Source organism: Brevundimonas huaxiensis (assembly GCF_014218725.1).
Taxonomy (GTDB): Bacteria; Pseudomonadota; Alphaproteobacteria; order Caulobacterales; family Caulobacteraceae; genus Brevundimonas; species Brevundimonas huaxiensis.
This window is the reverse complement of record NZ_JABBJE010000007.1, coordinates 78,075-102,650: the sequence shown is the minus strand read 5'-3', so window position 1 is coordinate 102,650 and position 24,576 is coordinate 78,075. Positions and strand designations below refer to the sequence as shown.

General features: G+C 67.3%; 21 protein-coding genes and 1 pseudogene. 12 read left to right on the top strand and 10 right to left on the bottom strand.

Annotation, left to right across the window (positions count from 1 at the left end; translation table 11 throughout):
- Positions 1–155 precede the first annotated feature (155 nt).
- The 4 genes from nadA to nadC are packed head-to-tail and all read left to right on the top strand — an operon-like array spanning position 156 to position 4,543.
- Positions 156–1,247, top strand: coding sequence for a quinolinate synthase NadA (gene nadA, locus HF680_RS13105; RefSeq protein WP_185225360.1), 1,092 nt, complete (start codon positions 156–158; stop codon positions 1,245–1,247).
- A gap of 58 nt (positions 1,248–1,305) precedes the next feature.
- Entirely contained in the window at positions 1,306–2,178 is an 873-nt protein-coding gene (locus tag HF680_RS13100) for a metalloprotease (protein WP_045809825.1), read from the top strand.
- Positions 2,175–3,689 (top strand): L-aspartate oxidase, encoded by a 1,515-nt coding sequence (locus tag HF680_RS13095; protein WP_185225359.1) that lies wholly within the window; start codon positions 2,175–2,177, stop codon positions 3,687–3,689. Before HF680_RS13100 ends, HF680_RS13095 begins: the two co-directional genes overlap by 4 nt.
- A complete protein-coding gene (gene nadC, locus HF680_RS13090) occupies positions 3,686–4,543 on the top strand; it encodes a carboxylating nicotinate-nucleotide diphosphorylase (RefSeq protein WP_185225358.1) in 858 nt (285 codons plus the stop codon). Before HF680_RS13095 ends, nadC begins: the two co-directional genes overlap by 4 nt.
- Before the next feature lie 21 nt (positions 4,544–4,564).
- Here nadC and HF680_RS13085 read toward each other — a convergent pair whose 3' ends face one another.
- Positions 4,565–5,689 (bottom strand): cell wall hydrolase, encoded by a 1,125-nt coding sequence (locus tag HF680_RS13085; protein ID WP_082064342.1) that lies wholly within the window; start codon positions 5,687–5,689, stop codon positions 4,565–4,567.
- 449 nt (positions 5,690–6,138) lie between these two features.
- On the opposite strand from HF680_RS13085, the gene HF680_RS13080 reads away from it, so the two are divergent.
- Together HF680_RS13080 and HF680_RS13075 are read left to right on the top strand one after the other, a co-directional pair.
- Positions 6,139–6,324, top strand: a complete 186-nt coding sequence (locus HF680_RS13080; RefSeq protein ID WP_045809828.1) for a hypothetical protein — start codon at positions 6,139–6,141, stop codon at positions 6,322–6,324.
- A gap of 246 nt (positions 6,325–6,570) precedes the next feature.
- Positions 6,571–6,927 carry a DUF6481 family protein gene (locus HF680_RS13075; RefSeq protein ID WP_045809829.1) on the top strand — a complete coding sequence of 119 codons (357 nt, stop codon included), beginning with the start codon at positions 6,571–6,573 and terminating at the stop codon, positions 6,925–6,927.
- 63 nt (positions 6,928–6,990) lie between these two features.
- Here the strand turns inward: HF680_RS13075 and HF680_RS13070 are convergent, their stop codons facing one another.
- Positions 6,991–10,230: a PAS domain S-box protein gene (locus tag HF680_RS13070; RefSeq protein ID WP_235968978.1), complete on the bottom strand. Its 3,240-nt coding sequence runs from the start codon at positions 10,228–10,230 to the stop codon at positions 6,991–6,993.
- A gap of 235 nt (positions 10,231–10,465) precedes the next feature.
- Between HF680_RS13070 and HF680_RS13065 the strand changes: the two genes are divergently transcribed.
- The 4 genes and pseudogenes from HF680_RS13065 to HF680_RS13050 all read left to right on the top strand — a co-directional run bounded on the left by HF680_RS13065 (position 10,466) and on the right by HF680_RS13050 (position 15,165).
- Entirely contained in the window at positions 10,466–11,647 is a 1,182-nt protein-coding gene (locus tag HF680_RS13065) for a cell wall hydrolase (protein ID WP_185225356.1), read from the top strand.
- A 79-nt stretch (positions 11,648–11,726) separates the two neighbouring features.
- The gene (locus HF680_RS13060) at positions 11,727–13,664 is read left to right on the top strand and encodes a PAS domain-containing protein (protein ID WP_235968977.1); all 1,938 of its coding nucleotides are present in this window, start codon (positions 11,727–11,729) and stop codon (positions 13,662–13,664) included.
- Between the two features lie 48 nt (positions 13,665–13,712).
- Positions 13,713–14,135: pseudogene (locus tag HF680_RS13055) on the top strand (response regulator); the annotation flags it as partial.
- Positions 14,136–14,205: 70 nt separating this feature from the next.
- Positions 14,206–15,165, top strand: coding sequence for an aldo/keto reductase (locus tag HF680_RS13050; protein ID WP_185225354.1), 960 nt, complete (start codon positions 14,206–14,208; stop codon positions 15,163–15,165).
- 16 nt (positions 15,166–15,181) lie between these two features.
- Here the strand turns inward: HF680_RS13050 and trxB are convergent, their stop codons facing one another.
- Positions 15,182–16,189, bottom strand: a complete 1,008-nt coding sequence (trxB, locus tag HF680_RS13045; protein WP_045809834.1) for a thioredoxin-disulfide reductase — start codon at positions 16,187–16,189, stop codon at positions 15,182–15,184.
- A 68-nt stretch (positions 16,190–16,257) separates the two neighbouring features.
- Between trxB and HF680_RS13040 the strand changes: the two genes are divergently transcribed.
- Positions 16,258–16,548: a hypothetical protein gene (locus HF680_RS13040; protein WP_205196278.1), complete on the top strand. Its 291-nt coding sequence runs from the start codon at positions 16,258–16,260 to the stop codon at positions 16,546–16,548.
- A 124-nt stretch (positions 16,549–16,672) separates the two neighbouring features.
- On the opposite strand, the gene HF680_RS13035 is transcribed toward HF680_RS13040, so the two are convergent.
- The 5 genes from HF680_RS13035 to HF680_RS13015 form a co-directional block, all read right to left on the bottom strand.
- Positions 16,673–17,668, bottom strand: coding sequence for a mitochondrial fission ELM1 family protein (locus tag HF680_RS13035; RefSeq protein ID WP_185225352.1), 996 nt, complete (start codon positions 17,666–17,668; stop codon positions 16,673–16,675).
- A gap of 5 nt (positions 17,669–17,673) precedes the next feature.
- Positions 17,674–18,147, bottom strand: a complete 474-nt coding sequence (gene greA, locus HF680_RS13030) for a transcription elongation factor GreA (protein WP_017504734.1) — start codon at positions 18,145–18,147, stop codon at positions 17,674–17,676.
- Positions 18,148–18,293: 146 nt separating this feature from the next.
- Complete coding sequence (locus tag HF680_RS13025) at positions 18,294–18,494, bottom strand: hypothetical protein (protein ID WP_055752934.1); 201 nt, start codon at positions 18,492–18,494, stop codon at positions 18,294–18,296.
- Between the two features lie 54 nt (positions 18,495–18,548).
- Complete coding sequence (locus tag HF680_RS13020) at positions 18,549–19,214, bottom strand: glutathione S-transferase family protein (protein ID WP_185225351.1); 666 nt, start codon at positions 19,212–19,214, stop codon at positions 18,549–18,551.
- Between the two features lie 74 nt (positions 19,215–19,288).
- Positions 19,289–19,489, bottom strand: coding sequence for a hypothetical protein (locus HF680_RS13015; RefSeq protein WP_045809839.1), 201 nt, complete (start codon positions 19,487–19,489; stop codon positions 19,289–19,291).
- Positions 19,490–19,617: 128 nt separating this feature from the next.
- Between HF680_RS13015 and HF680_RS13010 the strand changes: the two genes are divergently transcribed.
- Positions 19,618–20,916: a dicarboxylate/amino acid:cation symporter gene (locus HF680_RS13010; RefSeq protein WP_185225350.1), complete on the top strand. Its 1,299-nt coding sequence runs from the start codon at positions 19,618–19,620 to the stop codon at positions 20,914–20,916.
- Here HF680_RS13010 and HF680_RS13005 read toward each other — a convergent pair.
- A complete protein-coding gene (locus tag HF680_RS13005; protein WP_185225349.1) occupies positions 20,906–21,139 on the bottom strand; it encodes a DUF1294 domain-containing protein in 234 nt (77 codons plus the stop codon). The genes HF680_RS13010 and HF680_RS13005 overlap by 11 nt on opposite strands.
- Positions 21,140–21,253: 114 nt before the next feature.
- Complete coding sequence (carB, locus tag HF680_RS13000; RefSeq protein ID WP_185225348.1) at positions 21,254–24,553, bottom strand: carbamoyl-phosphate synthase large subunit; 3,300 nt, start codon at positions 24,551–24,553, stop codon at positions 21,254–21,256.
- Between the last annotated feature and the right edge of the window lie 23 nt (positions 24,554–24,576).

Genomic DNA, 24,576 nt, shown 5'->3' with positions numbered 1-24,576 from the left:
GTAGGCTGCCGTCTAGGCGATATCCGCACTGTTGGGAACGGTTTTTGCACATCGCAGTCGTCGGTGAGTTGCGGAAATAGGAATGCATTTCCTCTTGCACAGCGCCCGCATCGGCCTACATTGCGCCTGCTTATGCTAAATGTGAGCATAAGGGTATGGAGATGATCATGGCTGACGGCGCCTTTGGTCTGACGAAAGAGTTGGAGCGGGAAACCGCCGGGGTGTGGGCCAAGGTCAAGGACCACGTCACGCCGCTGGAATGGCCTGCGCAGGCGCGGCTGATCAGCGAGATCAACCGGCTGAAGCGCGAGCGCGACGCCGTGATCCTGGCCCATAACTATATGACGCCCGAGATCTTCCACGGGGTCGGCGACTATGTCGGCGACAGCCTGGGGCTGGCCAAGGAGGCCGCGCGGTCGGATGCGAGGGTGATCGTCCAAGCGGGCGTTCACTTCATGGCCGAGACGTCCAAGATTCTGTCGCCGGAAAAGACCGTGCTGATCCCCGACCTGCGCGCCGGGTGCTCGCTGGCGTCCTCCATCACCGGAGCGGATGTGCGGCTGATCAAGCAGCGCTATCCGGGTCTGCCGGTCGTGACTTACGTAAACACCACCGCCGATGTGAAGGCCGAGACCGACATCTGCTGCACCAGCGCCAACGCCGTTCAGGTGGTGGAATGGGCGGCGAAGGAATGGGGCGTGGACCGCGTCATCCTGATCCCCGACGAGTTCCTGGCGCGCAACGTCGCGGCCCAGACGACAGTCGGCATCATCGCCTGGAAAGGCCGTTGCGAGGTGCATGAGCGGTTCACGGTGGACGATATCGCCGAGATGCGCGCCGCCTATCCGGGCGCGGAAATCCTGGCGCACCCCGAATGCCCGGAAGATGTGCTGGCGGCGGCGGACTTCGCCGGATCGACGGCGGCGATGACCGACTATGTCGAGGCGCGCCGGACCAGACAGGTGGTGATGATCACCGAATGTTCGATGGCCTCGAACGTGGCCGGCGACGTGCCGGGCGTGCAGTTCATCGGCCCGTGCAACCTGTGCCCGCACATGAAGCGGATCACGCTGCAGAACATCCACGACTGCCTGCTGAACATGCAGTTCGAGGTCACGGTGCCGGCCGACATGATCGAGCGTGGACGCCTGGCGGTGCAGCGAATGATCGACCTGCCGCCGCCCGCCATTCCCGCGCGCTACGACCTGGTCAAGGCGCGCCACCACGTCGATGTGGAGCTGATCTGAGCGTGACGCGGCGATCGGTCCCGGCGACGGGGCGGATCCTTGCGCCCATCTGGACGCCATGAGCAACACAGACACGACAGATCAGACGCCTGACCGTACTCTTGGCCGCACGCCGGGACCGTGGGACGCCAGGCCTGAAACGACACGGGCGCGTGAGACTGCGCCGGCGCCCGCAGCCGAAGCGCCGATCGATAAGGACCAGAGCCTGGTCTGGGCGATACTGTCCACGGCGCTGATGGGCGGCTTCCTGTGGTGGATCACGGGCAGCGCCATCGTGGCGGGCGCGGTGCTGATCGGCCTGTTCGTCCATGAGGCGGGCCACGCCCTGGCGATGAACAAGCTCGGCATGGGGCCGGCCCGCATCTACATCATCCCGTTCCTCGGCGGCCTGGCCAAGGCGCGGCGTGAGCCGAAGAGCGAGTGGGACGGGGTTCTGGTGTCGTTGGCCGGACCGGCGTTCGGCCTGCTGGCGATGATTCCCTTCGTCGGGGTCTGGATGGTTCTGGGGCAGGGCGAATGGCTGATGGGCGCCTTCTTCATCGCCATGCTCAATCTGGTGAACCTCGTGCCGGCGCCGCCTCTGGATGGATCCAAGGCTCTAGGGCCGATCCTAACGCGTGTGCATCCGCGTCTGGAGCAGATCGTGCTGCTGGTCATCGGTGTCGCGGTGGTCTGGTGGGGGCTGACGACCGGGCGGTTCATCCTGGCCGCCTTCCTGGCCCTGTCGGTGTTTAGTCATCTGAAGCGCGGCGTCTGGCGTGCGGCCTGGGGCACGCTGAGCTGGTCCGAGGCGGGCAAGAGCCTGGCCCTCTATCTGCTGACCCTGGCGGTGTGCGCGGCGGCGGCCGTCGGCGCCCTAATGCCGATGACCGCGGGCGATCCGTCCGGCGCAGTGCAGTTGGGCCTCAACTACCTGGGCTTTGGACGATGAACCGAACGCGGCATGACGGACCTCTGATCGTCGGGGCGGGCCTGGCGGGGCTGTCGGCCGCGCTGGAGTCGGCGAAGGCTGGGGCCAAGGTTCTGGTCGTGACGCCCGAGCCTTTGCTGAACGCCTGTTCGTCCGCCTGGGCGCAGGGCGGGATGGCGGCGGCGCTAACAGGACAGGACTCGGCCGCATTGCACGCCAGGGATACCGAGGCGGCGGGCGCAGGTCTGGTCGAGCCGGTCGCGGCGCGCGCCCTGACCGACGCCGGGCGCGAGACGGTCGAGTGGCTGGCGGCCCTGGGCGCGCCGTTCGACCGGAATGCGGACGGCGGCTTCGTCGTCAGCCTGGAGGCGGCCCATTCCGTTCCCCGCGTGGCCCGGGTCGGCGGCGACGGGGCGGGCCGGGCCATCCTGTCGGCCGTCGTTGCGGCGGTGCGGGCCGAAAAGTTGATCGAGGTCTGGGACGACGCGCGGCTGAAGGCCCTGTCGCAGGACGCCCACGGCCGAGTGGTCGGGGCGGTGGTCGTGCGCGGCGACCGCCTGGTCGAGATCACGGCGACGGCGGTGGTGCTGGCCACGGGCGGGGCGGGCGGTCTGTTCGCAGCGACCACGACCCCGGCGGCGTTGAAGGGCGAGGGGATGGCCCTGGCCGCGCGCGCCGGCGCGGAAATCCTCGATCCCGAGTTCGTGCAGTTTCACCCCACGGCTATCGACGTTGGACTGGACCCCGCGCCGCTGGCGACCGAGGCTTTGCGGGGTGAGGGCGCGCGACTGATCGATGGTCAGGGGCGCTTTCTATTGGGCGAGGCGGACGACGCCGATCTGAAACCGCGCGACGTGGTGGCGCGCGCAGTTCATGCGGCGTGCGCCGACGGGCGAGGAGCCTTTCTGGATGCACGCACGGCGATCGGGGACGAGTTTCCTCATGCGTTTCCCGCCGTCTTCGGTGCCTGTATGCGCGCCGGTCTGGACCCGCGCGTCAGCCCGATCCCGGTGATGGCGGCATGCCACTATCACATGGGCGGGATCGCCGCCGATGCCGACGGCCGCACGACGGTCGCGGGCCTTTATGCGGTCGGAGAGTGCGCGGTGACCGGCGTCCACGGCGCCAACCGGCTTGCGTCCAACTCCCTGCTGGAAGCGGCAGCCTTCGGTCGACGCGCGGGCCGGTCGGCGGCCCAGGAAGTCGGCGGCGGCCGCCCCTTGGCGGCTGACATCTCGCCCGACCTGCCGGATGCGGCGATGGCCGAACTGCGGACCGCCATGACGGCTCATGCGGGTGTCGTGCGTGATGCGCAGGGACTGCAGACCCTGATCGCCCTTATCGACCGGCTGGAGAGCCGGCACGGGCCGGCGGCCGTCCTGTTGGCGGCGAGGCTGATCGCCAAGGCGGCTTTGGACCGGCGCGAGAGCCGGGGCGGGCACTACCGGTCGGACTATCCGCAGACGGATGGGGCGGCGGTGCATACGCGAGTGCGGATTCCCCACCCGGCGGCGCTGGAGGCGGCGGAATGAGACGACTTCCAGAAGTTCTGATCGAGCCTGTCGTGCGGCTGGCGCTGACCGAGGATCTGGGTCGAGCCGGCGATGTGACCGCCATGGCCTGCATCCCAGAGGGTGCGTGGATGAAGGCGGCCTTTGCAGCCAGGAAGCCCGGTGTTCTGGCGGGCATCGACTGCGTGCGTCTGGCCGTTCTGGCCATGGACCCCAGGGCATCGGTCGATTTGAGATTGAGAGACGGCGACGCCTTTGACGCGGGCGCCGTGCTGGCTGTTGTCGAGGCCGACGCGCGCGCCTTCCTCTCGGCCGAGCGAACGGCGCTCAATCTGGTCGGACGGCTCAGCGGCGTGGCGACCTTGACGCGCACCTATGTCGAGGCCGTCGCCGGGACGAATGCGCGGATCGCGGACACGAGGAAGACCACGCCGGGGCTGCGCGCGCTGGAGAAGCACGCCGTGGCCTGCGGCGGCGGGATTAATCATCGCTTCGGTCTGGATGACGCCATCCTGATCAAGGACAATCACGTCGCCGTCTGCGGCGGGGTCGCCGAGGCGGTGCGCCGGGCCAGGGCCTTTGCGCCGCATCTGATGAAGGTGGAGGTCGAGGTCGATGGGCTGGATCAGCTGGACGCCGTATTGGCCCTGATCGAAGAGGGCGCGGCGCCCGATGTCATCATGCTGGACAACTTCAGCCTCGACGACCTGCGCGCCGCCGTTGCGCGCGTCGCAGGGCGGATCGTGCTGGAGGCTTCGGGCGGGGTCGATCTGACAGCGGTGCGCGGCATCGCCGAAACGGGCGTGGACGTCATCTCGGTGGGCGCCCTGACCCATTCGGCGCCGGTTCTCGATATTGGCCTGGACGCGCTCTGACCGCTTGCAGGCCTCCGCCGATCAAGCGGGGCTGGAGGCCGTCTCGGCGACGTCGGTCTTGGCCGGCGTGTCGTTCGCCCGTGCGGGGCGGGAAGCCGGCTGGGACGCGGCGGCGCGTGTGGCGGCAGGCGAAGACGTCGTCGACTGGGCCGCCGGCGCGGGCAGGGCGCGACCTTCCTGCGCGAGCACCATCGAATAGGCGACCGCCTGTCCGGCCTGACGCGCGGTCTCGACCGGGTTCAGGCCGGCCTGGATCAGGCGCGGCTGGTCCGCCGGCGCCGCGCGACGGGCGGCATAGGTGAAGGTGCCGCCGCTGCTCGAACGGCCGCCGAAGCGATAGAACAGATGGCTGCCGACCTGGCTGACCTGCACCAGCGACGAACGCCAGCCCGGCGTCACGGCGGTGGTGTGGAAATGGGTCGCATTGCCGACGCGCGAGAAGACCGACCCCGACATGGCGTTCGAGGCCACGGTCCTGGCGCGGTTCCAGGCGGCCTGATTGACCCGGCCGCGCATCGCGCCGGAGCAGGTGAAGGAGAACTGGCAACCGGTGCTGCGCGCCGCGCCCTGGAAGACGACGCCGCAGACGGTCTTGGGGAAGGCGGGGTGGCGCACGCGGTTCAGGACCACCTGAGCCACGGCCTTCATGCCGTCGGCGCCTTCGCCACGGGCTTCGTAATAGACGGCCTGGGTCAGGCAATCGAGATCGCGGCTGGCGTCCAGGGCGTTGGCCACGCGGAAGGCGGGCGCGGCGGTCGGTGCGGTCAGGCTGGCGCGGCGAAGATTGGGATCGCCCGGCGCGCGGAGTTGTTCGAGACGAGCGGCCAGCAGTTCGGCCTGTCGATCGCGCTGGGCCGAGCCCGCGCTGGTGTAGGGATCATGACGGCGCGCGATGGTCAGGGCGCTGGCGTCGAGGCCGCCGGCGGCGGCGGCAAGGGCTTCTTCCGTGAAACCGGCGGCGGTGGCGCCCTGAATCCGTTCGGCCTGGGCGCGCAGCGTCGTCGCGCGCGCCGTCGTGCCGCCCAGATAGGCGCATCCGATCGCCAGTCCCAACAGACCGCCAAAGGCTGCAGCCGCCGTCATGGGCTTGATCTTGGCCACACGATCGGCGCGCAAAATGGCGCGCGTCTGCGAGGAATGCGACAACGAGGTAGTCCTGTTCAGCAGGGCGAGAAACGCGGCCCCCGGGGTAGTCTTGCCGGCAAGGCGACCCATTGCGGTCGCGGTCCAGCCTGCAAATTCCGGCGCTCGGCTCACTGGCCCGGGCGTCGAGGACGGGCCTTTAGCCAGCCTTTTATGGCCTCAATGTGTTCGATTCGCAATCCTATGGTTAACGCGTCGATTTCGGTGGGCATTTTTTAGTCTCGGCGCCCTGTGTGGCTGCAAACCGGCAAGGTCGGATAAATCTATCGCTTGAATACTGTATCCGACTACAGTGAGACTTGTTATCTGTAGATATGTTGCAGCGCGACAGACTAAAACGTACATATCAAATCTGTTTAGAAATGTGGCCTGGAGTGTCCACGCAACTAGAACCCAAGCCAGGAACCGCTGTGCGGCGTTTGCGTTGAAGCGTGGCCTTTGGAGAGAAGCCCATGACAAAAATCATAACCCTGACCGCAGCCGCTGCGGCGGCGCTCGCCCTGTCCGCCTGCGGCACCACCATCGAGCAGAAGGCCGCCAGCGGCGCCATCGCCGGCGCGGTCGTCGGCGGGCCGGTCGGGGCCGCCGTTGGCGGCGCGGCCGGAACGGCTGTCGGTCAGGCGCAAAAGCCGAACTAAGACCGCCTTGATCGACGCACGCTCTTATCGCCGCGCTTGCGATACGGGCCGCGTCGCTTATCTGATTGAGGTGTTGCGGCCGCGCCGCCGCGACGCTTCAAATGACGCATCAGGCCGATTTGCGGGCTGCGAACCTTGATTTTCGCGCGCTTATCGGCTTTGTGCGCCCCGCTTCGGGCCGTGCGTGGCGCAGCCTGACCCCCGACGACCGCCCTGGTCGCTCACAAGGAACCCTGACGCTTTCGCATGAAAGATCTGAAGACCGGATTCTCCGACCGCATTACCGCCCAGCAAGAGGCCAAGAAGGCCCTGCTCGCCAAATTCAAGCCCAAGGCCGCCGCGCCCGATCCCGAGTTCGAGCTGCTGGCCGAAAAGCGCGCCGCCGAAAAGGAAGCCCTGCGTCAACAGCACGAACTGGCCAAGGCCGAGCTGCGTCGCGAGAAGGCTGAAAAGGAAGCCGCGCGTCTGGCCGCCGAACTCGCCGCCCAGGAAGAGATCGACGCCGAGAAGCGCGCCGACCGCAAGGCGCGCAAGCAACTGACCAAGGAAGAGCAGAAGGCCAAGCGCGACGCACGCTACGCCGCCCGCAAGGCCCGCCGCTAAATCCAGCTGCAGCTCCAGACAGATCGACGCGTCGCATCGCTGCGGCGCGTTTTTCTTTGGCTGTCAGATCGCCGGAGCAGCGCTTAGGCGTTCCAGCAGGGCGCGCAACTGGTCCGACGAATAGGGTTTTCTCAGCAGCGGCCAGACCGTGTCGGCCAGCACCGCATCCACGTCTTCGCCGACGTAGCCCGAGGTCAGGGCGATCCGCAGATCCGGCCAGCGCGCCGCCGCCTCGCGCGCCAGTTCGATCCCGCTCATGCCGCCGGGCATCACCACGTCGGTCAGCATCAGATCGAAGTCGTCGGCCTGAAGGAACTTCAACGCATCGTCGCCCGTCTCGGCCCAGTCGACCTCCAGCCCGAAGCCTTCCAGGATTTCCAGCGCGATGGCGGCCACGCCCGCGTCGTCCTCGACCAGCAACATCCGCCCGCCCTCGACCAAGCCGGCGCCATCCGCGGCGACCAGGCTCGACGTCACTGCGGCGTCTTCCGCCGACAGCGGGGCCAGGAAGATGCAGATTTCGGCCCCGCGCCCCGGCTCGGAGATGATCTGGACCCCACCGCCCGACTGCCGCGCGAACCCATAGACCTGGCTCAAGCCCAGGCCCGTCCCCTTGCCGACGCCCTTGGTGGTGAAGAAGGGTTCGAACACCCGGTCGCGGATGTCCGGCGACATGCCTTCGCCGTTGTCGGCGACGCTGACGCAGACATAGTCGCCGGCCGACAGTTCGGCGATCTGTCCGGCTTCGACGGTGCAGGCCCGCGTCTGCACGGTGATGCGGGCCTGGCGGCCCTTGGCCCCGGTCACATCGCCCAAGGCGTCACGCGCATTGACGATCAGGTTCAGCAACGCGGCTTCGAACTGGGCCGGATCGACATTGGCGGGCGCGCCGCCGCGCTTCAGCTTGACCTTGAAGTCCACGGCCTCGCCGACGGCCCGACGCAGCAGCGGTTCGCTCTCGCGGATAAGGGCGTTGAGATCGATCGGCTCGGGCCGCAGCGCCTGACGACGCGAGAAGGCCAGCAACTGATGCGTCAGGCTCTCACCTCGTCGCGCCGCCGCCAGCGCCGCTTCGCCCAGCTTCTTGCGCTTGGCCGCATCCTCGCTGCGCAGGATGATGTCCAACGCCCCGATCACGACGGTCAGCAGATTGTTGAAGTCGTGCGCGACCCCGCCGGTCAGCCGCCCCACCGCCTCCATCCGCTGGGCGTGGACCAGTTGCGCCTCGGCCTGGGCCTTTTCGACCAGGGCCTCGTCGACCCGTTCTTCCAGCAGTTCATTGATGCGTTTCAGATCGTCTTCGGCCCGCTTCGCGTCGGTCACATCCAGACAGGCGCCCACATAACCCTGGAATAGGCCCGAGGCGTCGAAACGCGGCACGCCTTCGGTTCGCAGCCAGCGCGGGCCGAGCGTCGGGTGGTTGATCCGCGTCAGCGCCTCGAACCGATCCCGGGCCTCGAAGGCGCGCATGAAGGCGGCGGCGAACACGCCTTCGTCATCCGGGTGGATCAGGCGTCGCCAGCTGTCGGGCAGATGCGCGTCCGCCTCGACGCCGAAGAAGGTGCGGTAGCGCCTGTTGGCGAACACCATCTGGGCGGCATCGTCGCTCATCCAGATCAGGGCGGGCGCGCTGTCGGCGACGGTGCGGAAGCGGTTCTCGGATTCCTCCAGTCGCGCCTGGGCCGTGCGCATGTCCGTCACGTCGAACGCCACGCCCACGAAGCCGACGACCTCCTGACCCGCCAGCCGGGGTCGGGAGAAGGACTTCAGCCAGCGCCATTCGCCATCGTGGCGGCGATAGCGCGCCTCCATCGAAAAGGGCTCGCGCGTCGCCTCGCCGCTCAGCGATTCCGCCAGGATCCGCGCCTGATCCTCGGGATGCAGCGCGCTGCGCCAATCCAGGTTAAGGACGGTCTGATAGTCCGAGCCATGGAAATCGACATAGGCGCGGTTCACGAAGGCGCGCGTGCGATCCTGTTTGGTGACCCAGATCAGCACCGGCGCGGTGTCGGCGATGGCGCGGAACCGCTGTTCGCTCTCACGGGTCTCGTTTTCCGCGCGGGCGCGTTCGACCTCGGCCCAGGTGCGCGCGGCGACTTCCTCGACAAGGCTGACCTCGGCCTCGGTCCAGTCGCGCGGCGTCGCCGAATGGACATAGAGGAAAGCGCGCAGGCGTCCGGTGCGGATCAGCGGTGCGCGCACCAGGGCGCGGGTCTGGATGGCGTCGAAGGCGTCGGCGACCGCAGCCGTGCGAGGGTCCTCGCGCACATCTGAAATCTGGATGGTGCGGCCTGCGTTCAGGTCCGCGATCAGATCTTCGCCAAAGGCGTTCAGGCTGAACTGACCCTGAGCGCTTTCGACGCCGGCGGTCCAGTCGCGGCTCATAGACACGACGCCCGCCGCCTGATCCACCTCGCCGTAGCCCACCCGGTCGACATCCAGCAGGGCGCCGAGCGTGCTCTCCACATCGGCCATGATGTCTTCGGGATCGGTCAGGTCGCGCAGTCGGTCGCTGAGATCCAGCAGGAAGGCCTGACGTCGGGCGGCGCGCGCCGCCGCATCCAGCGCCTCACGGGTTTCGGTCACGTCGAACGAAATGCCGGCATAGCCGACGAAGGCGCCTTGGCCATCGAAGCGTGGACGGACGACGGCCCGCATCCAGCGCCAGACGCCATCCTGTCCCTGAACGCGCGCCTCCATCTGGAACGGTTTGCGATCAGCCGCGCCGGCCTTCTCGGCCGCCTTTACGGTTTCCAGATCGTCGGGGTGCACGGCTGTCTTCCAGCCGCCTTCGCGCAACGCCTCGATGTCCAGCCCGTGCAGGGTGAAGACGGCGGCGTTGACGAACTCGAACTCGCCCTTGGCGTCCAGCAGCCAGATCGGCGAGGGGGCGGTATCGGCCAGTTCGCGGAATCGGGTCTCGCTTTCGCTCAGCCGCGACAGGGCCTTGCGCAGCGATGCCCCCACCGCCGCGATGAACAGGCCGACGAGAACGAAGTTCCAGGTCGCCGCACCGCCGATGGCGTCAAGCACGCCATCGCGACCGGTGGCCGTCAGCGCGACGATCGCCCAGCCGCCGCTGGTGCAGACCGCAAGCGCCGCCAGGGCGCCGGTCCAGCCGGCCGCCAGCGCCGCCAAGGTCACCGCCGGCAACAGGATGGTGAAGCCGGTCACCTCGCCATACAGCGGCGACGCTGCCGCCCGAATCGCCAGACCCGCGAGAGCGATGCCGATCCCGATCAAAAGGCGATGCGTCGGCGAGGCCGTCGATAAGCGCGCCAGGCCGATCAGCCAGCGATCCATGACCGCGATCCGCCGTTTCGATCCGCCTGCGCTCATATCGTCGGTTCGCCCCACCAGCGACGCGTTTGCCTCGCTGGAACATAGTTTTACACCTTGCGCTTGGGGCGACCACCCCTGACGCGCAGGGGGTTTGATAACGGCGGTCGTCGTGACGCCGGAAAATGGCCTATAAGTCGGACTAGACGCGCGATCTCAGCGAAAGGCCGGTGCGCCGATCGCGGCTATTGGACCCTGAATGACCCGGTTGCCCTGGAAGACGATGTGGAAGGCGCTGCGGCGTTCGGCGGCGGCCTTGCCCGCAGCCGGCGCGGTGCTGGGCGTCGCCATGGCGGCGGGGTCCAGCGTGCGGCCCGATATGGATCGAACCGCTGAGGCGGTCTCGCGCATCACCGGGGGCGACCTGGGCGCGGGCGGTCTGGCGGCGATCAAGGGGCGTCTGACGCCGTCGCAACTGGCCTTGGCGATGCGGCACGATCCGAACCAGCTGCAACCGGCCCTCTATGGGCTGACGCCGGGCTGGGAAAGCCTGACCTTGGCTGGCAAGCCGGGACTGGAACCGGGCAAGAGCGGCCTTGAGGCCCAGCGGCTGAATGCCGCCATGGCGCCGGCGTCCGGCGCGCTGCGTCCCGCCTTGCCGTTCGTGTTCAAGGGCAGCGCCGAGGATCGCAGGCGGGCTTTGCGCTGCCTGACCCAGGCGGTTTATTACGAAGCGGCGCTGGAGCCGGACAACGGCCAGGCGGGCGTGGCGCAGGTGGTCCTGAACCGCGTGCGCGATCCGAACTACGCCAACACCGTCTGCGGCGTGGTGTTCGAAGGCGCCGAACGCGTCACTGGCTGTCAGTTCAGCTTCACCTGCGACGGCTCGCTGGGCCAAGCGCCCGTCGGCTGGGCGTGGGACCGGGCGCGCAAGGTGGCGGAGCGCGCGCTGAACGGCGCCGTGGCTCAGGACGTCGGTACGGCCACCCACTATCACGCGGACTATGTGCATCCCTGGTGGGCGCCGACGGTGGCCAAGGTGACGCAGATCGGCGCGCACATCTTCTATCGTTGGAAAGGCGTCTATGGCGAAACGGCCGCCTTCCGCAAAACCTACAATGGGCGCGAGCCGGCCATCGACGAGGCGCGCTTCTCGCGTCCGCGGATGACGATCGCGGCAGGCTCGGCAACCGGCGGCGCCGATCCCGATGCGCCGGTCAAGGACGCGCCGTTGAAGACGGTCGAGATCGATGGCCAGCAGCGGGTCGTCGGCGTGGTCAGCCTGGGCGGTCGTCGCCTTCCGACGCGTGACGAAGTCGCCGCCATCAACGCGCGCTTGAACGCCCTGGAGCGGCCCGCAGCCGCCACAAAGCCGGCCGCCCCGGCGCCCGCAGGCGTCACGACAATGGATGTGGAGGAAGTCGGTCGCCCCGCGAACTGACATCCAGCATTGCAACGCTTCGTCACTCCGAGCATTGATGTCGATGGCCGGGCCTGACCGGCTCCGCGAGGACGCCTGCTTGACCCACCCCGAAGTCGATTGTCCGAGGTGGGACGAAGCCGACCGTCTGAAAGCCCTCACGAGCTACGGCGTGCTGGACACGACGCCTGAAGGGTCGTTCGATGATCTGGCGTCTCTCGCTGCGCGCATCTGCGAAGCGCCGATGGCCGCCGTCAGTCTGGTCGATTCCCAGCGTCAGTGGTTCAAGTCCGAGGTCGGTCTGGGCGTGCGCGAAACGCCGCGCCCGCTGTCGTTCTGCGCCCACGCCATGCTGGGCGACGACGTCATGGTCATCCCCGACGCGATGCAGGATGACCGCTTCATCGACAATGATCTGGTGGCGGGCCCGCCGCACATCCGCTTCTATGCCGGCTATCCGCTGAGGACGCCCGACGGCGTGCCGCTGGGCGCCCTATGCGTTCTGGATGACAAGTCGCGCCCGCAAGGTCTGACCGAGCTTCAGCTGATGGCGCTCAAGACCCTGGCGCATCAGGTGATGACGCAACTGGAGCTGCGTCGCGCCCTGTTGGACCGGGACCTCAGCGACCGCACCGCGCGGCTGGCGATAGAGGCCTCGGCCTATGTCGGGGCCTGGGACTGGGACATTCCCCAGAACCGCGTGATCGCCGACGAACGCTTTGCTCGCATGTATGGCGTGGATCCCGAAGCGGCGCGCGAGGGCGCGGCCATCGAGGTTTTCACCAGCAACGTCCATCCCGACGACGCCCAGCGCGTCGCCGACGAGATCGACCGGGCCATGACGGGCGACGGCGCCTTCGTCAGCGAATATCGTCTGGGCCAGGGCGATGACGTGCGTTGGGTCCTGGCGCGCGGTCAGGTCTATTTCGACACGGAGGGCAAGCCGATCCGCTTCCCCGGCGTCGCGGTGGACATCACCGAACGCAAGACCATCGAGACGGATTTGGCCGAAACCGCTCGTGCTCTCAGTGAAAGCGAGACCCGGTTTCGGGTTTTGGCCGACGCCATGCCGCAGATGGTATGGTCCACCCAGCCCGACGGTTTCCACGATTACTACAACGCGCGTTGGTATGAGTTCACCGGCGTACCGGTCGGCTCCACGGACGGCGAAGGTTGGAACGATATGTTCCACAAGGACGATCAGGAGCGGGCTTGGACAGCCTGGCGTCACTCGCTTGAGACGGGCGAGCCCTACGAAATCGAATACCGCCTGAAGCATAATAGCGGCGTCTATCGCTGGACGCTGGGACGTGCGGTGGCGATCCGTGACGAAGACGGGCAGATCACGCGGTGGTTCGGCACCTGCACCGATATCGACGAGTTGAAGCGGCTGGAGCAGGGGCGCGAGCTGGTCAGCCAGGAGCTGAGCCACCGGATCAAGAACATCTTCGCCGTGGTCACCGCTCTGGTCGCCTTGTCGGCGCGCCAGTATCCGGAGGCCAAGGCGTTTGCGGCCTCGCTGCGCACACGCATCGCCGCCCTGGCCCGGGCGCATGAGTTCGTGCGGCCGCATACCGAGACGTCCAAGACCACGATCGGTGCGACGACGCTGCATTCCTTCCTGTCCGACCTGTTCAAGGCCTATGCGGACGAGACGGGCGGCGCGCGCGTCGTCATCCGGGGCGAGGACGCCGTTTTCGACGACCAGGCGGCGACTTCAGTGGCTCTGCTGTTTCATGAGCTGGCGACCAACGCCGCCAAATACGGCGCCCTGTCCGAGCGCGGAGGCGTCGTGACGCTCGACACAGAGCGACAGGAGGATCGCTTCGTCCTGACCTGGTCGGAAACGGGCGGTCCGGTTATCCAGGGCACGCCGCAGCGCACCGGCTTCGGATCGTCCCTGGCCAGTCTGTCGGTCGAGGGACAGCTGGGCGGTCGGTTGTCGCGCGAATGGCGACCCGAGGGCCTTCAGGTCATCGTGGATCTGCCGGCGACGGCCTTGTCCAGGCGGCGCGCGGCGGGCGGATATTCAAATTAGTCCTCTATTGAAACCTATCCCTCACACTGACGTTACGTACGTTCCCGAACCCCCGACCGAGCCATGACTGCGCGTATCCTCATCATCGAAGACGAAGCTCTCGTTGCGATGGAGCTCAGGTTCGTCCTGGAAGATCTCGGTCACGAGGTTCTGGGCGTCGCCGCGACCGCACAGGCCGCGCGCGATCTGGTGCGCGAGAACGACGTCGATCTGGCGTTGGTTGATATCCACCTCTCCGATGGTCCTACCGGGATCAACCTGGGTCGGGAACTGGGCCAGGATATGGGCGTCTCCGTCCTGTTCATGACGGCCAATCCCGGCATGGTGCGCGAGGGTGTGGCCGGCACCATCGGCGTCCTGTCCAAACCGACAGACGAACATGCGGTGCAGACGGCTGTGGACTACGCGCTGCGTCGGCGTCAGGGCCAACCGGTCGATTACGCGCCTCCGGGTCTTCAACTCTTCGGCTAACCGCCGCCGAGGCGGTTGCGGTCGCAGTGATGCGGCATATGTCGAGGGCTCCCTGCAAGGAGACCTCCCCATGACGACCCTTTCCAAACGCAAGCTCGGCTCGAGCGGCCTGGATATCGCCCCACTGGTGTTCGGCGGCAACGTCTTTGGCTGGACGGCGGATGAGGCGACGTCATTCGCCCTGCTGGACGCCTTCGTCGAGGCCGGCTTTGACGCCATCGATACCGCCGACGCCTATTCGCGCTGGGTACCGGGCCATTCCGGCGGCGAAAGCGAGACGATCATCGGCAAGTGGCTGAAGGCGCGCGGTCGGCGCGACGACGTCAAAATCCTGACCAAGGTCGGATCGGACATGGGGCAGGGCCACAACGACCTGTCGCCGGCCTGGATCGAGACGGCGGTCGAGGCGTCGCTGCGTCGGCTCCAGACCGACTATATCGACCTGTATCAAACCCACTGGCCCGATCCGAAGACGCCGCAGGAGGAGACGCTGCGCGCGCTGGACAAGCTGGTGCAGGCCGGCAAGGTGCGCGCCATCGGCACGTCCAACCATTCGGTCGAGCAGGTGTCCGAGGCTTTGGACATCTCGCAGCGCGAGGGGCTGGCCGCCTATGCGACGATCCAGCCGCACTACAACCTCTACAGCCGCGACACCTTCGAGGGCGGATTGCAGGACTTGGCCGTCCAGAAGGGCCTGGGCGTCATCACCTATTTCAGCCTGGAGAGCGGCTTCCTGACCGGCAAATACACGACCGTCGATCAGATCGCCGGGACCAAGCGCGAGGGAATGCTGAAGGACAAGTTCGACGAGCGCGGCGTACGTATTCTGGCTGTCCTGGACGCCGTGGCGCAGAAGAACGAGGCCACGTCCGCCCAGGTCGCCTTGGCCTGGCTGCTGGCCCAGCCGGGCGTGACGGCCCCGATCGTCAGCGCCACCTCGACCGAACAACTGGCCGACACGCTGAAGGCGGCGACGCTTAAGCTGTCAGATGAGAATCTGGCGGAACTGACGGAGGCCTCGGCCTACTGATCGCGCAAGATCGGGGTCACCAGACCCCGATCTTCTCCGCCTCGGCGTGGCTGATGGGGTGGTGCGCCTTGGCGTGGTCCTCTTCGGCGAGGAAGCGGCTGACTTCCAGTGCGGCCATGCAGCCCATGCCGGCGGCGGTCACCGCCTGGCGATAGACGTCGTCCGTCACGTCGCCGGCGGCCCAGACGCCTTCGATCTCGGTCGAGGCCGTGCCGGGCTTCACCCGCAGATAGCCGCCGGCGTTCGTCTCCAGCTGGCCCTTGAACAGTTCCGACGACGGGGCGTGGCCGATGGCGATAAAGACGCCGTCGGCGGGGATTTCCCGGGTCGAGCCGTCCTGCACGTTCTTGAGCCGAACGCCGGTGACGTTCTTGGCCATGCCGTCCACCACGCCGACGATCTCCTCGATCGCCGAGTTCCAGATCACCTCGACCTTCGGGTGGGCGAACAGCCGGTCCTGCAGGATCTTCTCGGCGCGGAACTCGTCGCGGCGGTGAACGACCGTGACCTTGGAGGCGAAGTTGGTCAGGAACAGCGCCTCTTCGACGGCGGTGTTGCCGCCGCCGACGACCACGACTTCCTTGCCGCGATAGAAGAAGCCGTCGCAGGTCGCGCAGGCCGAGACGCCGAAGCCCTGATAGGCGGCCTCGCTCTCAAGCCCCAGCCATTTGGCCTGGGCGCCGGTGGAGATGATCACCGTCTCGGCCAGCATTTCCTCGCCGCTGTCCAGCGTCAGCCGGAACGGGCGTTGCGACAGGTCGGCGGAAACCACGATGTCGTGGATGACCTCGGTCCCGACATGCAGGGCCTGGGCCTGCATCTGCTCCATCAGCCACGGGCCCTGGATGGTGTCGGCGAAGCCGGGATAGTTCTCGACATCGGTGGTTATGGTCAGCTGACCGCCGGGCTGGATGCCGGCGATGACGACGGGGTTCAGCGAGGCGCGGGCGGCGTAGATGGCGGCGGTCCAGCCGGCGGGGCCGGAGCCGATGATGGCGACGCGAACGGTACGAGCTTGGGTCATGGCTCCTATTTAGGCGGTGATTCCCGTTTGCGCGATGCTAGTCTCATCGGACCACGAGGGAGATGGGGATGACGAACAAGAGCGTGGCCTTCCTGCCGATCGGGATCGGTCTGGGCCTGTCGATCGGCGTGGCGCTGGGCGTCGCATTGGACAGTGTCGGCCTGGGTCTCGCCCTGGGCACGGCGATGGGGTCAGGGTTCGGCGTGGCTCTGATGGGGGCGGCGAACATCAAGTCCAAAAAGGGCGGCGGGTCGGACGGGGGCGCGGTCACGCCGCCGTCGGATACGTCGCAGCACAGCGCCCCAGACTGCAGCGCGGACAGCGGCTGTGACGGCGGCGGCGGGGGTGGCGGCGACTGAAAAGGCCACTCCAGATTTTTTTAGTGCACTTTCGTGCAGATTTTTGCGAGCCGTTCTTAGGAATTCTCCCGATGGCGGCCGCCACCATGGGGCCTGGCTGCGTCAGGAACGGACGTGGGTTTCGCTATCGGGTCCGCATCGCTTCCAGAACGGAGCGCGCGGCGCGGTCGGTTTCGTTCAGCGGCTCGTAGGTCCACCCGTCCAGCGCGCCGTCGAACGGACGGGTGGCGCCGCGCGATTGCAGGTCGTCGTGCAGGCGAGCGAACTTGTCGCCCGCCTTCAGCGGGATCATCGGCAGGACATGGACCGGCTTGCCGGTGGAGGCGGCCTCGGCCGCCATGTTGGCGCTGTCCTCGGTGACCAAGATGTGGTCGGCGAAATGCAGGAAGCCGAACAGGGGATTTTCGCCTGTCCCATCCCAGATCCAGCCCGGCAGGTCCGAAAGGCGCGCGGTCATGACGGCCCTGGCCGCATCGGGCGTGCGGCGTGAGAAGGTCAGCATCAGTGCGCCGCCAGATGCTCGCACGGCCTCCGCGATCTGGTCGGCCAGGTCGGCCGCATGGGCGGGGGGCAGGTCGAAGGCCTTGGACTTGCCGCCGATCAGCACCGCGATGCGCGGATGGGGCAGGGGGGCGATCCGGTCGGCGAAGGCGGGTGCGGCCTGGGCGATGCGCTGGGGCGTGATGCGGTGCGGCGAGCCGGTGATTTCAAAGACATTGTCGCCCGACAGACCGTCATGGGCGGGGGCGACGATCAGGTCGTAGCGGTCGTTGGCCCAGCGGGGGTCCTGGGTCTGAACGACGAAGGTCTTGCCGCCGCTCCAGGCCTTGATGCGGGTCGACAGCGGCAGGGTCGCGCGACCCGTGGCGATCCACAGATCGGGCCAGGGGCCGGTCAGCGGCGCGGACGCCAGCATGGCCGGGGTTTTCAACGCCGACGGCAGGCGGTCGAAGATCGGCCGCCAGCGGATAGGTTTAATCGTGATTTCGGCCGGGGTCAGGCGCTGAACGGCCTCGGCGAGACCCAGCGCCTGATTCTCGATGCCGGCGCGGCCGTCGGAGACGACCCAGATGGCCAAAGGATCGGGAGAGAGGGGGCGCGCGGACGCTGCCCCCGCCATCACTTTTACTTCCACTCGACCTTAAGGATCTCGTAGGCCTTCACGCCGCCGGGGGTGTTGACCTCCACGACGTCGCCGACCTCCTTGGAAATCATGGCGCGCGCGATCGGCGAGGCGATCGAGATCTTGCCCTTCTTCACATCGGCCTCGTGTTCGCCGACGATCTGATAGGTGGCCTCTTCCTCGGTGTCCTCGTCCACCACGGTGACTGTGGCGCCGAACTTGACCTGGCTGCCCGACAGTTTGGACACGTCGATGACCTGGGCGCGGCTGATCTTGTCCTCGATCTCGGCGATCTGGCCTTCGATCCAGCCCTGACGCTCCTTGGCGGCATGGTATTCGGCGTTTTCGGACAGGTCGCCGTGCTCACGCGCCTCGGAAATGGCGGCGATCACGCTCGGCCTTTCGACCGACTTCAATTGCTTCAGTTGATCGTCGAGGACGCGGTAGCCCTCGGCCGTCATCGGCACTTTTTCCATTGTGTCGTGATTTTTCTGGTTCGCCCGGAGACTGGAAAGACGCGAGATAAGCACACAAAAGGCCGCGGGGCGGGCGCGGCCGGGCATCAAGACTAGGGTTTCTCGCTCAGCAATTCAAGAGCGTAACGCCCGCCCCGGTTGACCCCTCAGGCGCGGGCCGGCGGTTCGGGCTTGTGGTCGCGCCGCAGGACACCCTTGATGAGGCTGTAGGCCAGCCAACCCACGGCGGCGAGGCCGGCGAGCATGAAGACGCCGGAAATCAAGGCGGCTCCCGCCGCCATGAAGGCGAGGACGAAGGCGACGGCCGCAGCCAGTCCGGCCACGATCTGAATGGTTTGAAGGCGCATGAGACCTTAACGCCCTCGACCACGGCGGGTTGCGCCGTCGCGATCACGATCCGATCACGCGTAGCTGTAGGGACCGCCGCGTTCGAGCGCGCGCTGATAGGCGGGCCGTGCATGGATGCGGTTCAGGAAGGCCTTCAGGCGGGGCTTGGTCTCGGCATCGAAGGCGCGGTCGGCGCCCGCCTCGACCGGAAAGCTCATCATGATGTCGGCGGCGGTGAACTGATCGCCCGCGAACCATTCCGAGCGGCCCAGTTCGTCTTCCCAAAAGCCGACATGGGTGCGCAGTTGCGGGTCGACGAAACTGGCGATCGCCTTGTTGGCGACGCCATTGACGATGGGTTTCAGCAGAGCGGGGGCGCGGCGCGGCAACATGCTGAAGACCAGCTTCAGCAGCAGGGGCGGCATGGCCGACCCCTCGGCATAGTGCAGCCAATAGGTGAACCGACGGCCGTCCTCGGTTCCCATCGCCGGACGCAGGCGGCCTTGGCCGTAGGTATCGAGCAGATATTCGACGATGGCCCCGGTCTCTGCGACCTTGACCGCGCCGTCCTCGATGACCGGCGACTTGCCCAGCGGCTGTATCGCCAGCAGTTCGGGCGGGGCCAGTCGGTTGCCGGGGTTTCGTTCGTAGCGCACGACCTCATAGTCGAGGCCCAGCTCTTCGAGCAGCCACAGGACGCGTTGCGAGCGGCTGTCGTTCAGATGGTGGACTTTGATCATGGGTCGGCTCCGGGGTGGGGGCGAGGCGTGACTATTCGCAACGCCGCCCCAGAAGTCGAGCGGCGATTGCGGCCTCAGCGCGGACGGCGACCGCTCCAGCGTCCGCGCGGTTGCGGAGTGACCTTGGGCTTGGCGCCCTCGCGCCGGCTGCGCCACACCTCATAAGCCAGGGTCGCCAGGGCCAGTTTGCCGGCGTGGCGTCCGGCGACGCGACGGCCGCCCTTAGAGAGCAGTAGGCTGCCGATCAATGGGACGAGTTTGTGCAGACGGGACATGATGGAGTTCCTTTCGTCGCATCAACGCGCTTTATGCGACCGGGGTTCGCCCTGCGACGACATGAACTGTCAGCGACCGACAGAAGGTTTGACGCGCGCGATGCGTCAAGCGGTGCTAGCGCTAGGGTATGAGCCAATCCCGCATCGCCGCCTTCTTCACCTCCCTGAGCTTTTTCGTCATCGCGGCCCTGGTCGCCGGCGTCGTCGTCGGCGCCCTGGCGCAAGGGTCGCAGGCCGCTTGGCTGACCGGCGCTTTGGGCGTGGTCGAGAGCCTGGGCCAGGTGTGGCTGAACGCCCTGCGCATGACGGTCATTCCCCTGGTGTTCAGCCTGCTGGTGACCGGCATCGTCTCCATCGCCGATGCGGCGGCGACGGGCCGGATCGCGGTGCGGTCGCTGGTGGTGTTCGGCGTGCTGCTGGTCGGGGCGACGCTCTATGCGATCCTGGCGGGTCTGGGCCTGCTGGCGGTCTGGCCGATCGATCCGGAGGCGGGGCGTGGGCTGCTGGCCGGCGTCAGCGCCGAATCGCTGGCGACCGTGGGCGAGGCGGCGCGCACCGACGGCCTGCGCGCCTTCCTGGCCAGTCTGGCGCCGGCCAATGTCATCAAGGCGGCGTCCGACGACGGGGTGCTGGCGGTGGTGGTCTTCGCCGTCGCCTTCGGCTTCGCCGCGACGCGGATCAAGGCCGAGCTGCGGCGGCCCCTGGCCGGCTTCTTCGAGGCGGTGGCCGAGACCATGGTGGTCATCGTCCACTGGGTGCTGCTGGCGGCGCCGTTCGGGGTGTTCGCCCTGGCGCTGGGCGTGGGTTTGCGCGCGGGCCTGGGGGTGGCGGGGACGCTGGCCCATTATGTCGCCATCGTCTGCCTCAGCCAGATCGGCCTGATCCTGATCATCTATGTCGTGGCGGTCGTGTGGGGGCAGATTTCGCTGGGCCGGTTCGCGCGCGCCGTGGCCCCGGCCCAGGTCGTCGCCGTCTCGACCCAGTCGTCGCTGGCCAGCCTGCCGGTCATGATCGAGCGCGCGCGCGACTGGCTGGGCGTGCCACAGACCTCCGCCGGCCTCGTTCTGCCGCTGGCGGTCGCGGTGTTCCGCATCACCAGCCCGGTCGCCAATCTGGCGGTCTGCCTCTATGTGGCGCAGTTGCACGGGGTGGAGTTGGGACTCGGCGTGCTGATCGCCGGCGGTCTGACGGCCATCGCCGTGTCCATCGCCTCGGTGGGCCTACCGGGCCAGGTCAGCTTCTTCGCCGCCATCGGCCCCATCTGCCTGGCCATGGGCCTGCCGCTGGGCGTGCTGCCGCTGCTGCTGGCGGTCGAGGTCATCCCCGACATCTTCCGCACCGTCGGCAACGTCACCGCCGACCTGGCCGCGACGCGGATCGTGGCGGGTGAGGATGGGGCGGGCGAGGGCGATCGCGTTATAGAATGACCCAGGCGGCGGCGCCCGCCAGCAGGATCAGGTGAAGCAGGACGATCAGGCCGAACTGGGTCCTAAACGGCTCCTTGCGCGTCTTGTGGCGCAGGATGTGCTGACCCATCCAGGCGCCCAGCCCGCCGATCAGGCCGAACAGCAAGAGCGTCGATTCCGGCGTGCGCCACAGGCCGGCCTTGGCGCGCCGCTTGTCCCTGGCGAAGGCGAGAAACCCCAGCACTTCGCCCCCAGGATGGCGATCAGGGCGAGGTCGAGATTGGACATCGGCGTGTCTCCGGTGTTCGGCCGCTACAGCCTCGCAGCGTGCGGCCGAAAACCGGAGATTTCGTCAACGTCAGGCGTAGTCCTGGATCGCCCGCACATCCAGGTCGCCGGCCTTGATCGCGCCGATGGCCTGGGCAACCGCCAGGGCGCCGGCGGTGGTGGTGTAGTAGGGCATCTTCATCATCAGGGCGGTCCGGCGCAGCGAGAAGCTGTCCTGCAGCGACTGCTTGCCTGATGTGGTGTTGAAAACCAGCTGAACCTCGCCGTTCTTCATGGCGTCCACGATGTGCGGGCGGCCCTCAAGCACCTTCTTGACCAGCTTCACCTCCAGCCCCTGTTCGACCAGATAGGCATGGGTGCCGCCGGTGGCCATCAGGCTGAAGCCTTCGGCCAGCAACGTCCTGGCGGCGTCGACGATGAAGGGCTTGTCCTCGTCCTTGACCGAGATGAAGGCGCAGCCCGAGGTCGGCAGTTTGGCGCCGCCGCCGATCTGGGACTTGGCGAAGGCGCGGGCGAAGGCGGGGGCCATGTCGGCCTCTCCCGACCGCTTGAAGTCCAGGCCCATGACCTCGCCGGTCGAGCGCATTTCCGGGCCCAGGACGGTGTCCACCCCGGCGAAGCGGGCGAACGGGAAGACGGCTTCCTTGACCGCGATATGGTCGTAGGGCTTGTCCGTCAGACCGAAGGATTTCAGCGGCACGCCGGCCATGACCTTGGCGGCAATGGAGGCGATCGGTTGGCCGATGGTCTTGGCCACGAAGGGCGCCGTGCGGCTGGCGCGCGGATTGACCTCCAGCACGAAGATGCGCGGGTTTTCGCTGTGCGGCTCCTCGATGGCGAACTGCACGTTCATCAGGCCGCGCACCTTCAGGGCCTTGGCCATTTCCGTGGTCTGGCGCTTCAGCTCGTCCACGATCTCGGGCCGCAGCGAGAAGGGCGGCATGGAGCAGGCGCTGTCGCCCGAGTGGACGCCAGCCTCCTCGATATGTTCCAGCACGCCGGCCACAAAGACCGTCTCGTCGTCGCACAGGGCATCGACGTCCACCTCGGTGGCGCGGTTCAGAGAGTGGTCGATCAGGACCGGATCGTCGCCCGAGACGCGCATGGCCTCGTGGACGTAGCGGTCCAGCTGCTCGCGGTCGTGGACGATCATCATGCCGCGACCGCCCAGAACGTAGGAGGGACGTAGCACGACGGGATAGCCGACCTCTTCGGCCTTCTGCGCGGCTTCCTCGGCCGAACGGGCCAGGCCGTTGGGCGGCTGGCGCAGGCCGATGCCTTCCAGCATCTGCTGGAAGCGCTCGCGGTCCTCGGCCAGGTCGATGGAGTCGACGCTGGTGCCCAGGACGGGGATGTCATCCTCTTGCAGGGCGTGGGCCAGCTTCAGCGGGGTCTGGCCCCCGAACTGGACGACGCAGCCGATCAGCTCGCCGTTCGAGCGCTCGACCTCGATCAGCTCCAGCACGTCCTCGGCCGTAAGCGGCTCGAAATACAGGCGGTCGGAGGTGTCGTAATCGGTCGAGACGGTCTCGGGGTTGCAGTTGACCATGATCGACTCGACGCCGATCTGGTCGAAGGCGAAGGCCGCGTGGCAGCAGCAGTAGTCGAACTCGATGCCCTGGCCGATCCGGTTCGGACCGCCGCCCAGGATGATGGCCTTCTTCTTGTCCGACGGTTCGCTCTCGCACTCAGGGATCTGGCCGAGCGCGCCGGTCTCATACGTCGAATACATATAGGCGGTGGCGCTGGCGAACTCGGCGGCGCAGGTGTCGATCCGCTTGAACACCGGGCGGACGTTCAGGCCGCGACGGGCGGTCCGGACGGATTTTTCGCTTTGGCCGGTCAGCTGCGCCAGACGGGCGTCGGAGAAGCCCTTGGACTTCAGACGGCGGAACTCGGTCGGGTCGGTCGGCAGGCCCTTGACCCGGACGTGGCCTTCCTCGCGAACAATGTCGGCGATCTGGCGCAGGAACCAGGGCTCGTAGGCGCAGGCGGCGTTGACCTCTTCGACCGTCAGCCCGTGGCGGAAGGCCTGGGCGATGACGCGGATGCGGTCGGGGGTCGGAACGCCCAGCGCCCGCACGATGGCGCCGCGGGCCGTGGCGTCGTCCTCGGCGCCGGCGACGCCTTCGATCTCGACCTCGTCAAAGCCCGACAGGCCGGTCTCAAGGCCGCGCAGGGCCTTCTGCATCGATTCCTGGAAGGTGCGGCCGATGGCCATGACCTCGCCCACCGACTTCATCGAGGTGCCCAAGAGGGGCTCGGATCCCGGATATTTCTCGAAGGCGAAGCGCGGGATCTTGGTGACGACATAGTCGATCGACGGCTCGAACGACGCCGGCGTGACCTGGGTGATGTCGTTGGTCAGTTCGTCCAGGGTGTAGCCGACCGCCAGACGCGCCGCGACCTTGGCGATGGGGAAGCCGGTGGCCTTGGACGCCAGGGCCGACGAGCGCGACACGCGCGGGTTCATCTCGATCACGACCATGCGGCCGTCGGCGGGGTTGATCGCCCACTGCACGTTCGAGCCGCCCGTCTCGACGCCGATTTCGCGCAGCACATTGATCGAGCCGGTCCGCATCCGCTGGTATTCTTTATCCGTCAGCGTGAGGGCGGGGGCGACGGTGATGCTGTCGCCGGTGTGGACCCCCATCGGATCGACGTTCTCGATGGAGCAGATGATGATGCAGTTGTCCGCCGTGTCGCGGACGACCTCCATCTCATATTCCTTCCAGCCCAGCACCGACTCCTCGATCAGCACCTCGGTGGTCGGCGACAGGTCCAGGCCGCGCAGGACGATCTCCTCGAACTCCTCGCGGTTGAAGGCGATGCCGCCGCCGGTGCCGGCCAGGGTGAAGGACGGGCGGATGACGGCGGGCAGGCCGACGAACTCCAGCCCCTCCAGCGCCTCTTCCATCGAATGGGCGGCCTTGGAGCGGGGCGATTCCAGGCCCAGCTTGTCCATCGCGTCGCGGAACTTCTGGCGGTCCTCGGCCTTGTCGATCACCTCGGCCTTTGCGCCGATCATCTCGACGCCGTGCCTGGCCAGAGCGCCAGATTCATGCAGGGCCAGGGCAGTGTTCAGCGCCGTCTGGCCGCCCATGGTCGGCAGCAGGGCGTCGGGCTTTTCCTTGACGATGATCTTCTCGACCATCTCGGGCGTGATCGGCTCGATATAGGTGGCGTCGGCCACCTCCGGGTCGGTCATGATGGTGGCGGGGTTCGAGTTAACCAGGATGACCCGGTAGCCTTCCGCCTTCAGCGCCTTGCAGGCCTGAACGCCGGAATAGTCGAACTCGCACGCCTGGCCGATGACGATCGGGCCTGCGCCGATGATGAGGATGGACTTGATGTCTGTGCGCTTGGGCATCGCCAGCTCTTCTTCTTATTGAA